This is a genomic window from Bythopirellula sp. (assembly GCF_041737835.1).
Classification (GTDB): domain Bacteria; phylum Planctomycetota; class Planctomycetia; order Pirellulales; family Lacipirellulaceae; genus Bythopirellula.
Genome location: NZ_JBGSQY010000072.1, coordinates 1 through 14979, shown reverse-complemented (window position 1 = coordinate 14979; position 14979 = coordinate 1). Strand labels below are relative to the sequence as shown.

Genomic DNA, 14979 nt, shown 5'->3' with positions numbered 1-14979 from the left:
GCCCTTCGCCGAGGCAAATCGTTCGACTGCTCGCTCTGTAACACGTTCGCGACCGGTTTATCGGTACACTGCTCCACAGAGTGCTCCGGTGATTGTTCGCTCGGTTCCCGTAATACGCGAAGTCCCGGGTCCGGTAGTCGCTCAAGCACCGACAACGGATGCTGCACGTCGTTTCTCACAAGCTCCTACTAGTGAGAATGACGCCGTTTCTACAGCGAAGCCCTGCCCCGAGCACGCACCCGTAGCGTCGCAACCCACCTCAGGTCGCCGATATTCCTATGCACCGGCACCTGCATCGTCGGTTAATTTCAGCCGTTCGTATTCGAGTAACTCCGGCCGGTCGAGCACACCGACCCGGGCGCTGCCGAAGACTGCTCCCGGCAAGTACAGCACTCGCTAATTTACGGTGCAGTTTTTGATTGCCTCAGCCTGGTTATCGCTAGGCTGAGGTACATCTTCAAACTATCCAACCACAATCACGAAATGTAAATACTCATGAATAACGAAGGCCCACAAACGCCAGACAGCCAGTCGAACTCTCATCTTGGAGAGACTAGTACGCTTACCGCGAACCGTTGGCAGCGAACAAAATTCTTTCTACGCGCCATCGAAGTTCGCCTGCGATTCATCGGTTTGTTCGTTGCCATCGGTCTGTTGATGGCCTATTGGGGAACCATCGAGAATTACTGGGAACGTTGGACACGTCCCGATACTGCGGCGACGGCTGCTAGTGCCGACACCGAATACTACTGCCCGATGCATCCCACGGTGATTCGACCTGGGCGAGAACCGAATGGTGCGGTACCGAGCTGTCCCATTTGCGGTATGCCTTTGTCCCTGCGCAAGAAGGGAGAAGTGCCGGAACTTCCCGAGGGAGTTTTGACGCGCGTGCAACTCTCTCCCGAGCGTGTCCAATTGGCGGGCGTAAAGACCGTTCCCGTGAGTTATATGCCGCTAGCGAAAGAAATTCGAACTGTCGGGTACGTGCAATACGACGAAGCTCGTCTGTCAGAAATTGTCACGCGTGTGGGCGGCTACCTGGAGAACCTTTACGTTGACAAGAACTTTGAGCAGGTCGACGAAGGGCAACCCTTGGCTGAAATCTACAGCCCGGATCTTTACAGCAGTATGCAGGAACTCCTCCTTGCCAAGAAGCACAGTTCCGCAGATCTAATTGCCAGTTCTCGTCAGCGACTTAAACTGCTTGGTGTCGACGATACGGAAATCGATGACGCTCTTCAAAGTGAAGAGTCCGCAGCCAAACTAGTGATTCGCTCTCCCTTGGCAGGTCAAGTGATTGAAAAGAATGTCGTACAAGGGGCCTCGGTTCAGCCTGGCACAGTGTTGTTCAAGATCGCCGATTTGTCGACCGTCTGGATTGAAGCGGATGTTTACGAACGTGATCTGCCCTTTCTGCAAGTCGGTCAAGAAATCGAAGCCTCTGTTGAAGGAGTTCCGGGCAAGACTTTTGGCGGCGAAATTGCACTCATCTATCCAGAACTGAACGCGGAGAGTCGCACAAATCGGATACGGGTGCTCCTAGAGAATCATGGGCTACAGCTGCGGCCGGGGATGTCCGCCACGGTTTTTGTGCGTACCCCGATCAGTGAATCGGAACCATTCAAAAGTGCGATAGCTCAAACCCATGAAAAACCGAAGGATGCTGAAGATGCAACCTTGATCGCTTATCAGAAGATTTGTCCCGTCACGGGACTCAAGCTCGGCAGCATGGGTAATCCTATCAAGCTCACCGTCAACGATCAGACGGTCTTCATCTGCTGTGATGGATGCAAGACGCCGCTGCTAGATAGCCCGGAGGAATACATGGCTAAGATTGCCCCGCCTCCCGTTGACGCAGTGCTCAGCGTTCCCGAACAGGCGGTCATCGACACAGGCTCCCAGAAGGTCGTGTATGTGGAGCGTGAACCGGGAATGTTTGAAGGTGTTGAAGTGAAACTCGGACCGCGTACTGGCGGTTACTACCCGGTGATTAGCGGTCTTACGGCTGCCGACAAGATCGTGGCGGCCGGTTCGTTCCTTCTTGATGCCGAGACTCGTCTCAATCCGGCTGCCGCCTCCGCGTATTTTGGTGCAAGCGGCACGACCGGCAGCAAAGATGGCTCTGACCCGGCGGCTTCCACGACACACAGAGTAGCCGAAACCAAAAGTGGTCTTTCGAGCGCGCAACTTGCACAGATTCAAAAGCTATCCCCCGAAGATCAAAAGCTCGCCATCAAGCAAGGGTCGTGCCCTGTGACGGATGAACCACTCGGTTCCATGGGGACACCTGTCAAAGTCATCGTTCAAGGGCAACCTGTGTTTCTGTGTTGTGCCGGCTGCGAAATGGAAGCTCAGGAGCATGCCGAGGAGACATTAAAGAAAGTCGAGAAACTAACTGGTAAAAAAGAAGAATCACCCGCCAGCAAGTCGCCTGGGACGACTCATGTGCATTGAATGGCGGTAGTGATGGTTTGCAAGTTTTGAGAAAGCACAAGGCAGCCGTGGCGAACTGGTGGGTTAGCACTCGACTTTGGTCGAGCCAAACAGCGCCACGGCTGCCGTTAATGAGTAACCAAAAACATGATTGAAAAAATCATTGCCTATTCGATTCGCAATCCATTCATTGTGATTGCTACGGCGGTTTTGATTGCCGGATGGGGAGTCTACGCCCTTTATCATACACCGATCGACGCGATTCCCGACCTCTCTGAAAACCAAGTCATTGTCTTTGCCGATTGGATGGGGCGCAGCCCCCGCGAAGTCGAAGACCAGGTGACCTATCCACTCTCGGTGAACCTGCAAGGTTTGGCGGGAGTGAAGGCCATTCGGGCGACTTCCGAATTCGGGTTTTCGATGATCAATATCATCTTTGAGGATGACATTGATTTCTATTTTGCTCGGCAGCGAGTCCTGGAACGGCTTTCGATTGCGGAGACGTTTTTGCCCGAGGGCGTGAAGCCTTACCTCGCCCCTGATGCCACGGCTTTGGGCCAAATCTTTTGGTACACCGTCGAGGGAGATGGTTACGACATTGGCCGCCTGAGGGCGATTCAGGATTGGTTCGTTCGATACCAACTTTACAGCGTGCCCGGGGTGGCCGAAGTGGCTTCCGTTGGTGGCTACCCTATTGAATATCAGATCGATGTCGATCCCAACAAATTGCGGGCCTACAACATCACGCTCGGCGAGTTGTACTCGGCTGTCGCGAAATCAAATTCCGCCGTGGGTGGCCGCGTCGTTCAAAAAGGCGGCAGCGAATTCCTGATCCGCAGTGTGGGATGGATCAAGTCGCTCAGGGATGTGGAGAACATTGTCCTCAAACGCGTGAATGGTACGCCGGTCTATGTTTCCAACGTCGCCACGGTACAGTTCGGTTCGGCGGCAAGGCGAACCAGTTTGGAAAAGAACGGCAACGAGGCGGTCGGCGGAGTTGTCCTGATGCGATACGACGAGAATCCGCTAGAAGTCACCGAGGCGATCAAGGACAAGATTGCCCAGTTGCAAGCAGGTCTGCCGGAAGGCGTCAGGATAGTTCCCTTCTACGACCGCACGCGCCTGATCGAGAACGCCATCGAAACCGTGAAGGAAACACTCTTTGAAGAAATCTTCGTGGCCAGCCTCGCGATTATCTTTGTCATGCGGCACGTCCGCAGCGCCCTGATCATCTGCCTCATCCTGCCCATGACAGTCTTGGTCGCATTCATTTTGATGCGAGCGTTTCACATCCCATCGAACATTATGTCGCTCTCGGGAATTGCTATTTCAATTGGCGTCCTGGTCGATGCTGCCATCGTCATGGTCGACCAAGGGGCGCATACGCTGCACAAGGAATTTGGCAGCCGGAAAGTCACCGGCGATACTCGGGAGCTTCTCATCCCTGCGCTTCAGACCGTGGGGAGGCCGATCTTCTTTTCGCTGATGATCATGATCGTGAGTTTCCTGCCTGTGTTTGCCTTGGGTGGCATGGAAGGGCGCATGTTCCATCCGCTCGCCTTTACCAAGACCTTTGCGTTAGTCGGGGTATCGTTACTAGCAATTACTTTGGTCCCGGCGGTGATTCCACAGCTAGTGCGAGGACGGGTAAGGGGTGAGGAAGAAAACTGGTTGGTACGGCGGGTGATCGAGATTTACCAGCCAGTGCTTAATTTTCTAATGGATCATCCTTGGCCCATCGTCTGGGTCACAGGAATCATCCTTATCGTCGGCCTGATTCCGGCCATCACTGGTGATGGGTTCTTTTGGCTGTTTTTCCGTATCGTCGCAGCGACTTCAATGCTCGCTGCCGTTTGGGCCGTGAATAGGGAAGAGCCTGGTTTTTCACGTTTGTGGTGGCTCGTGGCAGGTATTTGGGCAGTGGCAATGTTCCTAGTCGCTTTGATGCTGCCCGCGACGGGGTTGAGTCTTGATATCCAAGACGGCGGTCCAGGCCTGCGCGTGCCATACGCCTTGATGCTTGTGATAGCTCCTTTCATGGCTATTGGTTGTAGCTGGATTCTGGGCCGCCGTCGTTTGCTTGGTCGCGGAACTGTGCTGGCGAGCTTATTTTTGATCGCTTTCATCGCCGACAGAAATATGTCCCGCTTAGGTCGCGAATTTATGCCGCCACTGAACGAAGGGACAATTCTCGACATGCCCGTGACGATCCCCCGGGCGAGCATCACGCAAGTTGCCGACGACTTGAAGGCTCGGGATGCGATCCTGCGGACCTTTCCTGAAGTGGAACTGGTTGTCGGCAAAGCCGGTCGAGCTGAAACACCGACGGACCCGGCTCCTCCCGATATGGTGGAAACAGTCATCAACCTGCTGCCCGAAGAGCATTGGACCAAGCGTGAAATTGCCTACGATGATGCCCTCCTACAGACTGGCGTTGTGCTCACCGAGCTGGAGAGGACGGGCTGGATTGAGATTCAGACGGCAGATCGAGATGGCCTAATAAACGATGCCACTATGTATACCGTGGGCAAATTCGATGAGATCATGCGTGCTCATGCTCTTCGCCAACTTCAAGTGTTTCGGGGCAAATTGGGGTATCAACTCGTCATTGCGACGCTGGAGAAAACGGTTGAGTTGCTCCGCGATGGAGGCCATTTACCCAACGCGGTAAGCGAAGATGATGTACGGGAGATGGCGGATAAACTCTCGCCCCGGTACAGCACCATGCTTGCCAGCGGTCCTGATTTGGTGAGTGTGACGCATCTGGCGCAGGGCGTTGCCGAACTATTGACGGAACGGGGGACTGTGGAACAACGGGCTGATTTGTTGATTCTTTCGCGTTCCGTGTTCTCGGAACTTTACGCGAACCTGCGAGAGCTTTTAGGACAAAAGCGAGAAACCTTCTTTAGCGTCGTGCTAAGCGATGTGGAGCAACAATATCACGAAGCCTGGAGTGAACGTATCCAGGAGTTGAACTGGGAACTCGTCGATATGGCTGGTCCTGCTTACACGTGGCAGGCCGTGACGCAACTGGCCGAACAAGCCAAGCAAAAAGGCGTTTGGAAAGGGGGCGTTATATCGGCTGAGCAAATGCAGGAGATCCGCCGTGTTGCAGAAGAAAACTTCTCAAGTCAGGTATTCCTGTGGCGGCGAACTCGTGACGGCCTAATTAAGGAAATGGACACCGTCGTTCAAATGCCGGGATGGGGGAACATCTGGACTCAGCCAATTATCAATCGCGTGGATATGCTCGCCACGGGAGTGCGCACCATGATCGGCGTAAAAGTCTATGGCGATGACCTCAATCAGATTCAAGCCGTGTCTGAGCAAGTGGCCCAAGTGCTCAAGGGAATCCGTGGCGCGGTCGATGTGTTTCCTGACCAGATCGTCGGGGAAGGCTACTTGGAAATCGATATTAACCGCGAGCAGGCCGCTCGCTATGGCATCAATGTAGGAGACATTCAGGAAGTTATAGAAGTGGCTTTAGGCGGTCAGCCTATTACCACAACAGTGGAGGGACGCGAACGATTTCCAGTACGGATTCGCTACGCCCGTGATTTCAGGGTCGATGAGGAATCCATTAAACAACTGCTGGTGAGCGGCTCACCCAACACAGGCATGGAAGGCAAAGCGAAATCCGAAGGCGAGGCAGCACAACAACAAGTTCCGCTTGGCTCAGTGGCTGACATTCGGATTGTGGAAGGGCCCTCCATGATCAAAAGCGAGAATGGCCTGTTGCGGGCCTACGTACAACTCAATGTCCGTGATCGTGATATCGTAGGATTTGTCGAGGAGGCACAACGGGCAGTCGCCGAACAAGTCAAGTTGCCCTCGGGCATGTACTTGGAATGGAGTGGACAATTCGAGCATCAAGTTCGGGCACGGAGAACTTTGTCGGTACTCTTCCCTTTGGTCATCGCGTTGATCTTTCTCATCTTGTACATCACCTATCATGACTTTGTAGATACCATCCTAGTTATGGGGCTGGCCGTGCCCGGGTCCATTGCAGGCGGTGTTCTGTTCCAGTGGCTGTTTGGATTTAACTTCAGTGTTGCCGTGTGGGTGGGATACATCGCCTGCTTCGGATTAGCCACCGAGAACGGTTTGGTGTTACTGGTTTACTTGCGTGAGGCCATCGAAGAACGCGGCGGACTAGAGAACATGACCCTCGTCGAGGTACGGCAAGCGGTGATGGATGGAGCTGTCCATCGAACTCGCCCCAAGTTACTCACTGAACTGACAACCATGGTCGGTTTGGCCCCCATGCTATGGGCCACTGGTACGGGTTCAGAAATTATGCGTCCTATGGCGGCACCCGTGCTGGGGGGAATTTTAGTATCTGATGAAGTCGTGGATTTGTTGCTGCCAGTCCTCTTTTACCAAGTGCGTAAGAGGCGGTGGCATAAGATCCATCATCAGCCTGTTCAGGAAGCCCTTTCCGTACCTGCGCAAACAACCTTAGAGCCTTCAACCGTCGGAATCTAAATCTCAACCACATTTGGAGTTTAACAATGTCGCGATCAATTCTGTGGGGATCAATTGTTGGTCTATCATTTGCTGTATTAGGCTGTGGTACTAAACCAAGTCCACCTGCGAATACTGAGGCCCACCATTCGCACGAACATACAACCCATGAGGAAACTGAAGTGGACGAGGCATTTGCCAAACTTAGTCCTGAAGACCGCGAAGCAGCAATCGCGCAGAAAATTTGTCCTGTGAGTGATCAAGCCTTGGGATCGATGGGTACACCGGTCAAGGTCACGGTCGCAGGTCGCGACATGTTCGTCTGTTGTGCCGGTTGTGTCGACGAATTGAAGAGCAATTTTGCAGAGTATGAGGCGAAGATTCAGAAATAGCCTACAAGCTAACTATGAACATCGAACCCAGAAAACCTGATGACGACGTTTTGCAGATACTGCTAGCAAGCCACCTAAGGTTTCTCGCCTTTCTGGAACAGCGAGTAGGATCACGTGAGGACGCTGAAGAGATTCTTCAGTCTGCATTTGCTAAAGCTGTGCAGCAGGAGGACTCACTCAAAGGGGAATCAGTTGTCGCCTGGTTCTTCCAGGTTTTGAGAAACGCTTTGATCGACCATTACCGCCACAAAGATCTAGAGAAGCGCGCCATTGAACAGCATCGAGCAGAAGTTGAGTTGCAGCGAAACGACTTAGTGGAGCTGGAGAACACAGTCTGCGAGTGTTTCAAAGATTTGATACCGACCCTTAAGCCGGAATATGGCGAACTTTTGACAACTGTTGATTTGGGTGGCCAATCAGTGACGGAGGCCGCGACTCGACTGGGAATCACTCCCAACAATACGGCCGTCAGACTTTATCGTGCCCGGCTGGCGCTCAAAAAGCGTCTCGAAGAAACGTGTCGAACTTGTGCGGATCACGGATGCTATGACTGCACTTGTGGAAAGAATTGATTTCCCGAGTGTAATAGTTTGAAACACTCTTCGTATCCCTTGGTGTATTGGAAACGTCATAGGAGAACGAAAATGGCTACGACAATTGATCCTGTCTGCGGAATGACCATCGAAATAGGTCAGGCGGCAGATCAAGCGGATTTTGGTGATACGACCTACTTCTTTTGCAGCAAACACTGCGGAGATCGGTTTCGTGGATCTCCTGAGAAGTTCCTTGCCAAAACAGCCGTAAAAGTCGCGGATGAGAGCTGCTGCGGTGGGAAAAGCAGTTGCTGTGGCGGGCAGCAGCAAGTTCACGAAATCTCGTTGACCACCCACGCTACGGATGCTGTTTACATTTGTCCGATGCACCCTGAAGTGCGACAAGTGGGGCCGGGGCAGTTGTCCTAAATGCGGCATGGCTTTGGAGCCAGAAGCTCCCACCACTCCTGCCGAGCGTATCGAATACACCTGTCCGATGCACCCGGAAATTGTCAGCGACAAGCCGGGAAGCTGTCCTAAGTGTGGCATGGCACTGGAGCCACGAACCGTCATCGCTGAGGAGTCCAATCCTGAACTAGCCGACATGACTCGCCGGTTTTGGGTGAGTGCTCTGCTAACAATTCCTTTGTTTCTGTTAGCGATGTCACGGATGGTCTTCGCCGAGCAGTTTGCTCACTGGTTTGACCCGAGCACACTTGCCTACGTCGAATTTGCATTAGCAACGCCTGTAGTATTGTGGGGAGGATTGCCTTTCTTCGTCCGCATGTGGCAGTCGGTCCTGAATCGCTCGCCAAATATGTTCACGCTGATCGGGATTGGAACTGCGACAGCCTTCATTCACAGTACGATTGCTACATTTTTCCCAGAGGTATTTCCAGCTTCTTTTCGCTCAGGACACGGCGGCGTCGACCTCTATTTTGAAGCGGCTGCGGTCATTACCACCCTTGTCTTATTGGGCCAAGTGTTGGAACTGCGTGCCCGCAGTCAGACGGGGGCTGCTATTCGCACACTCCTGGGACTTTCGCCGAAGACTGCCCGCCTAGTGAGGGCCGATGGAACGGACGAGGATATCTCACTGGAACAGGTGCAAACTGGCGACAAACTCCGTGTGCGGCCAGGTGAAAAAGTGCCCGTCGACGGAATCGTCGTAGAAGGCAATAGCTTTGTCGACGAGTCGATGATTTCAGGTGAGCCGGTTCCCGTCGAAAAAACTGTCGGTGACAAGTTGATCGGAGCAACCGTCAATGGTGCGGGCGGCTTTGTAATGCAAGCGGAGAAAGTTGGCAAAGACACTGTACTTTCACAAATCGTGAGAATGGTAGCCGAGGCCCAGCGGAGTCGCGCTCCAACACAGCGGTTGGCGGATGCAGTGGCCGGCTACTTTGTGCCGGCGGTACTGCTCTTGGCTGTCTTGACCTTTGTGCTTTGGGCAATTTTTGGTCCCGAGCCTCGTTATGCCTATGCACTCATCAATGCCGTGGCCGTCTTAATCATCGCATGTCCGTGTGCGCTGGGACTTGCTACGCCAATGTCAATCATGGTGGGAGTAGGTCGCGGTGCCGCGGCGGGCATCCTCGTGAAAAATGCCGAGGTGCTGGAGGTCATGGAAAAAGTTAATACGTTGGTCGTCGACAAAACTGGCACCCTCACGGAGGGTAAGCCCCGACTAGTCACTGTTCTTCCGCAAGCAGGTTCGACGGATTTGGAAGTATTGCGATTAGCAGGCAGCTTGGAACGAGCGAGTGAGCATCCGCTGGCAGCCGCCATCGCCAAGGGGGCCAAGGAGCGGGGACTAGAACTGGCAGATGTTAGCGACTTTCAATCGATTACTGGGAAGGGGGTGACAGGTACCATCGAAGGCAAGAAAGTTGCGATCGGCAATCGTCAATTGATTGAGAATCAGGAGGTCAATGCTGAAGATTCATTCAAACTAGCGGAAGAACTACGAAGCCAAGGCCAGACAGTCATGTTTATGACGGTTGACGGCAAGCTGACTGGACTCTTAGGCGTGGCTGATCCGATTAAGGAGACGACTGCCGAAGCCTTGCGAATGCTTAAAGAAGAAGGAATCCATGTCGTCATGCTAACGGGGGACAGCCGTACAACGGCTAACGCGGTGGCAAAGAAACTTGGTATCGAGGATGTCCAAGCTGAAGTCTTGCCAGAGCAAAAGGTTGAAGTTGTAAAAAGGCTGAAAGCTAAGGGAAGCATCGTCGCTATGGCGGGCGACGGCATCAATGACGCTCCTGCACTTGCTGAAGCTCACGTTGGCATAGCGATGGGTACGGGAACAGATGTAGCTATGGAAAGTGCTGGGATCACGCTAGTTAACGGTGACTTACGGGCGATCACCCGCAGTCGACGTTTGAGCGAGGCGACCATGAAAAATATTCGACAGAATCTGTTCTTCGCGTTTATCTATAACGTCCTCGGCGTTCCGATTGCCGCCGGAATTCTTTATCCCATTACAGGACTTCTATTAAATCCGATGATTGCTGCCGCCGCAATGAGCTTGAGTTCGGTGAGCGTTATTGGAAATGCACTGCGACTAAGTAAGGCTAACATTTGAGTTGGTCAGCCGAGACACAGTCATATAATTCAAAATCCTCCCTAGCTGATTCCCTTAGGTTCGGTTGTGGTCCCAGCTGTTATTAGATGATGGCTGAGTCCCAAGACATCGAGTGTCCCTTGGCAAAAAAAAACCGATCCTGGTTTGGGTGGATCAAGAGTATTACATGCCAATTATGAGAGATTATTGTTCTATACCGTATTGATAGTCCATTATGTCGGCATTAGGACCACAGTCCATCTTGCCCGAAGGGCGATTAGGAAAGGTGAGGAAGGGGCAATTTTCCTCAGACTTATGATTACATTTTCATAGTAAATGCTTGCCGTAGGACCAGGGCGTCGCTCTGGATTGCAGGATCAACCACCTGCCCGTTGCCTGGATTTCGTCTGTTACCTTTCCGAGATAGGAGGTTCGAACTATCTTCGCTGCTAAGGGTTACACTCTCTTTGGTTCAGGATAGAGAATCGACTCGGCTAGATAGTTCTGATCTACTCAGAATCTTGAGATATATCTTAACTCCTGGTTTTTACTTTTAGAGTAAAGATGGGTATGCCGGGCGCAGCCCGGCTACCCCTGGTTCGGGCGCAGCCCGAGACAGTAGCTCATAGTTCTCAAGACGTTTATCAGTAGGAGTACTTGGCCTTCATTCGTAGGATAGATTTTCGTGTTCCTACCGGCTGCGCCGGCAGCTCCACTCGAATCTATCCTAAGAATGGACTCTAGGTGCTGGGTGTCGAAAAACTTGGTTATCGAAACGCAGTAACTGTAGAGCACGGCCGGGCGGGTGGGGTGGAGAGGGAATCCATCGTTTCGGCGAGCCTAAAGAGATCGACGAAACTGAGAACAGGGAAGGGAAGTCCTGATATAGGAATGACCTGCACGTTCTCAAATGGATGACTCCTCGGTACAGCCCGTCATCTACATCAAGGACGGTAACGACCTCCATCTGCGAGACGGATACGTCCAGGATCAACGGGACGGACTCGTCGAGGGTGATAATGGCTCTGTTAGGTGAAGAATGTCGGTTCGTCCTGAGCGGGGAACGAGGTAACGCGCCTGCTAAGGTCGGGGGGGACCTTGCAGGTTTGCTTGTATTAGAAATCCGCGTCGTTTGATTTCTCGCAGCCAAACTGCCAAATAATGGGCAGTTCAAAATCGGTCGATTCTGTAGAGGTCTCATAACCAAGAAGTTGATGCCACACTATGGATCGCGATTTGTATCCCATCGCTTGGTAACTCTCCAACGAAAATCGGCGTTGAGTCGCGAATGGCCGTGGCCTCTGGCGAATGGTCCAACCTGTGAATGCGGCAGCACTTGGTGTTGAAGTTTCATACATCATAAGCGTGCTTACGGAACTCGTTTCCATGAAAGCATCAATAATGTGTAAAGCATGGCACCGAAAGTCAACAACCAAGCGGCAAGAGCAAAGTAGATGACGCTCTCGGGAATCACCAATAGGAATATCACGTCCATTGCATGAGCTAGCCGGAACGTACAAACTCCGTACATTCCCAACGGAAACACAACGCCCTAGTACTACAGATTATAGCGCAGCGGAAAGCGTTTGTAGACAAGTCGCCAGACTCCCAGAATTACCAACATCGGAATCTACCATGTTGCGCTGGCCCAGTAGAATAGCGTGAAGCCTTCGTTTGGGACATGGGGGCCACTCTGGCCCGTTGACCGCTATATGATCACGTCAATCGCAGGTACGACCACTATATGCCGTATATTGCCATCCACGGCAAGGTATTCACCTCATGTTGTCTGCTGGTCGGAATAGCACTCTATATTTGGTTGACTTTGCGATACTTATCAGGAACCTCACGTGGAAATTCCTAAAGGATTAAAACTAGTTCCCAATAGCGTTTCAATTCGCTTCCTTGAATATGTAGCCTCGCTGCGAGGAGAAGCTCTATGCCATCCGAGAATCTGATAGCCAGCGAGTCGATCTTAGGGAATCGAGACTTGTTCGCCGATAGAATTGTTTCGCGCTATTCCACACTGCAGCCGGAGCTGGTTTCCCGTTATGGTAATGCTGGCCGGGCCAAGTGTGTCAACGATGTAAGATATCACTTGAACGGATTGGCGGAGGCCATCTCAGCGGGGCGACCGCAGCTTTTTGTGGATTATGTTGCCTGGCTAAAAGTCATGCTCTGCGCTCGTGGAATTCCTATTGAAGATTTGGCAGAGTCCTTAAAATTGTGCTGCCAAATTATTAAAGAAGAGTTGCCATACTCTCAGGCGATCTTGGCCGAGCAGTGCATTTTAGCCAGCCTAGACCGCCTCCCTACACTACCGTCGGAAGCACCGAGCTATCTCACCGAAGACAGGCCGTTGGCTAGCCTCGCTAGAGAGTACCTGAATGCGCTGCTCGCAGCTGATCGTCGCAAGGCGAGCGAACTCGTCATGGACGCCATTCAACAGGGGACTTCAGTACGAGATATTTACTTGCATGTGTTTCAACAATCGCAGTACGAGGTCGGCCGACTGTGGCAGTCTAACCAGATTAGCATTGCTCAAGAGCACTTATGCACTGCGGCCACCCAGCTCATTATGTCGCAGCTCTATCCGCTCATCTTTAAGTCCGAGCGGATCAACCGGCGTATTGTGACAGTGTGCATAGGAGGTGACCTGCATGAAATTGGAATTCGCATGGTTGCCGATCTCTTTGAGATGGCAGGCTGGGACACATTCTACCTAGGTGCCGATGTGCCGAGCGCTAGTATCATTCAAACCGCTATCGATCGTGATGCGCATGTGTTGGCAGTATCGACGGCATTGACAACCAATGTTTCCTCGGTCGCGAAATTAATCACTGAAGTGCGATCCAATCGTGCATGCGACCACATGATCATTCTCGTCGGGGGTCACCCCTTCAAAGTGTCTCTCGACCTTTGGCGAGAAATTGGCGCCGATGGACATGCAGCCGATGCCGACCAGGCAATCGAACTTGCCGAACAACTGCTCTCCTCGAGGAAGCCTGCCCATGAACAATCGCAATGATAAATCAGGGATCGTGCTCCAATGCGATCCGTCAGGAGAGATCATTCGAATCATTCGCGACGACCTGGGGATTACCTCAGGTTGTGAATCGCACGCGACGCTCTTTGGAATCGTCGATGAAGATAGCCGGGAAAAGGCCCGAGAGTTTCTCCGCACGGCCATGGAGTCACGCGCAACATTCGGTTGGGAGCTGAATGTTCGCTGCCACGATCAAGTAACCGGTTTATTACTCACCGGAGGACTTACCGAAGAAGGTATCATCGTGTGTGGTTCACCTTCTCGGACGGGAATCATGGAACTTTATGATGAGATGACGAAGATTCAAAACGAACAGCTGAACACTCTGAGGATGACACTCAAAGAGGATCAACTCGAGGCAGCTCGGTTGCGCCAACAAGATGAGGACATGCTGGCTGAATTCACTCGCTTGAACAACGAACTGGTAAATATCCAGCGTGAGTTGGCTCAGAAAAATGCAGAAATAGCTGACGCGAACGTGCGACTCCATTCTCTCGCAACAACCGACGGACTCACCGGCTTAAAGAACCATCGTGAGTTTCAGGACGCACTTGAGCGCGAGTACGTCCGCGCTGCCCGGTACGGCACTCCACTGTCGCTGCTCATGATGGACGTCGACTACTTCAAGCAATTTAACGACCAGTTTGGGCACCCGGCCGGCGATACGGTGTTAATCAAAGTGGCTAGAATTTTGACCCAGGAAAGCCGCTCGGAATCTGTGGTCGCGCGCTATGGTGGTGAGGAGTTCGCAGTCATCTTGCCCAGCTGTGGATCTGACGATGCCGCCAATGTTGCCGAACGAATTCGGCGGACCATTGAATTTGGTCCCTGGGATTGTCGTCCAATCACTGTGAGTATTGGTAGTGCCACCATGATTGGCTGCGAACTAGATCGTAAAGCGTTAATTGCGCAAGCGGACGGAGCTATGTATCAGGCAAAGGTTGGAGGCCGGAATCGAGTCTGTTGCACTACGGACCTTTACAGTTCAGTTCCAGCCATGACCGAGTAGGCGGCGGGTAAGGAGATAATCGCCTGGCGGCTCACCTTAAGTACCCTCGACAATTCTTTTTTTATCTCCCAAATTCACAGCAAGAGCTGCAAGTCTCACTAATTGGAATGCGGATTCCGATTTTGTTCACATCCGTCTAAGCGCAAGCTGCTACAAGCGACTGTGCTGATGATGCCAGCTTCCGCTTGAGTCGTAAAGGCGAACTGCGGCCCGCGAGTCCTAGGTGGTGCAGTAGCTTCCACCTTCTCCTTATCTTTCCTTGTTATCTGTGAATAACTAACGACGAATCATAAGGCATGCAATTTGCCTTGATTAGTCCATTCGAGCACTTTTACAAGGACTTAAAAATGAGACGCTTAACAATCTTGGGGCTAGCATTTATTGCGCTCAGCGGGTGTATGGAACCGGCGAGCGATTCGACTGGTGCCGATCGTGACAATACGGGTGTCAACGTCCGCGATCGTGACGCCAATGAAAAAACACCCATCGATCAAAATGAAAACCAGGCCGATATCGATATCACAGCAAAAATT

At 52.3% G+C, this 14979-nt stretch carries 8 protein-coding genes and 1 pseudogene; all 9 read left to right on the top strand.

The genetic code is table 11. The features are described from left to right. The first annotated feature begins 495 nt into the window (after positions 1–495). On the top strand, positions 496–2454 hold the full coding sequence (locus AC6T8Q_RS19445; RefSeq protein ID WP_500680659.1) for a hypothetical protein: 1959 nt from the start codon (positions 496–498) through the stop codon (positions 2452–2454). Between the two features lie 126 nt (positions 2455–2580). Beyond that, entirely contained in the window at positions 2581–6918 is a 4338-nt protein-coding gene (locus tag AC6T8Q_RS19440) for an efflux RND transporter permease subunit (protein WP_500680658.1), read from the top strand. Between the two features lie 26 nt (positions 6919–6944). Beyond that, positions 6945–7289 carry a hypothetical protein gene (locus AC6T8Q_RS19435; protein WP_500680657.1) on the top strand — a complete coding sequence of 115 codons (345 nt, stop codon included), beginning with the start codon at positions 6945–6947 and terminating at the stop codon, positions 7287–7289. A 14-nt stretch (positions 7290–7303) separates the two neighbouring features. Beyond that, positions 7304–7861 carry an RNA polymerase sigma factor gene (locus AC6T8Q_RS19430; protein ID WP_500680656.1) on the top strand — a complete coding sequence of 186 codons (558 nt, stop codon included), beginning with the start codon at positions 7304–7306 and terminating at the stop codon, positions 7859–7861. Positions 7862–7933: 72 nt separating this feature from the next. Continuing rightward, a complete protein-coding gene (locus AC6T8Q_RS19425) occupies positions 7934–8251 on the top strand; it encodes a YHS domain-containing protein (RefSeq protein WP_500680655.1) in 318 nt (105 codons plus the stop codon). 7 nt (positions 8252–8258) lie between these two features. Then, entirely contained in the window at positions 8259–10412 is a 2154-nt protein-coding gene (locus AC6T8Q_RS19420; RefSeq protein WP_500680654.1) for a copper-transporting P-type ATPase, read from the top strand. 1918 nt (positions 10413–12330) lie between these two features. Beyond that, positions 12331–13419 (top strand): cobalamin B12-binding domain-containing protein, encoded by a 1089-nt coding sequence (locus AC6T8Q_RS19415; RefSeq protein ID WP_500680653.1) that lies wholly within the window; start codon positions 12331–12333, stop codon positions 13417–13419. Then, entirely contained in the window at positions 13403–14446 is a 1044-nt protein-coding gene (locus tag AC6T8Q_RS19410) for a GGDEF domain-containing protein (RefSeq protein WP_500680652.1), read from the top strand. Before AC6T8Q_RS19415 ends, AC6T8Q_RS19410 begins: the two co-directional genes overlap by 17 nt. Before the next feature lie 347 nt (positions 14447–14793). Continuing rightward, positions 14794–14979 (top strand): annotated as a pseudogene (locus tag AC6T8Q_RS19405) (hypothetical protein); the annotation flags it as partial.

Excerpts from the sequence above, each read along its gene's own strand:
- AC6T8Q_RS19440 (WP_500680658.1), top strand. The coding sequence starts at position 2,581 with ATGATTGAAAAAATCATTGCCTATTCGATTCGCAATCCATTCATTGTG.
- AC6T8Q_RS19425 (WP_500680655.1), top strand. The coding sequence starts at position 7,934 with ATGGCTACGACAATTGATCCTGTCTGCGGAATGACCATCGAAATAGGT.
- AC6T8Q_RS19435 (WP_500680657.1), top strand. The coding sequence starts at position 6,945 with ATGTCGCGATCAATTCTGTGGGGATCAATTGTTGGTCTATCATTTGCT.
- AC6T8Q_RS19420 (WP_500680654.1), top strand. The coding sequence starts at position 8,259 with ATGGCTTTGGAGCCAGAAGCTCCCACCACTCCTGCCGAGCGTATCGAA.
- AC6T8Q_RS19410 (WP_500680652.1), top strand. The coding sequence starts at position 13,403 with ATGAACAATCGCAATGATAAATCAGGGATCGTGCTCCAATGCGATCCG.
- AC6T8Q_RS19430 (WP_500680656.1), top strand. The coding sequence starts at position 7,304 with ATGAACATCGAACCCAGAAAACCTGATGACGACGTTTTGCAGATACTG.
- AC6T8Q_RS19415 (WP_500680653.1), top strand. The coding sequence starts at position 12,331 with ATGCCATCCGAGAATCTGATAGCCAGCGAGTCGATCTTAGGGAATCGA.
- AC6T8Q_RS19445 (WP_500680659.1), top strand. The coding sequence starts at position 496 with ATGAATAACGAAGGCCCACAAACGCCAGACAGCCAGTCGAACTCTCAT.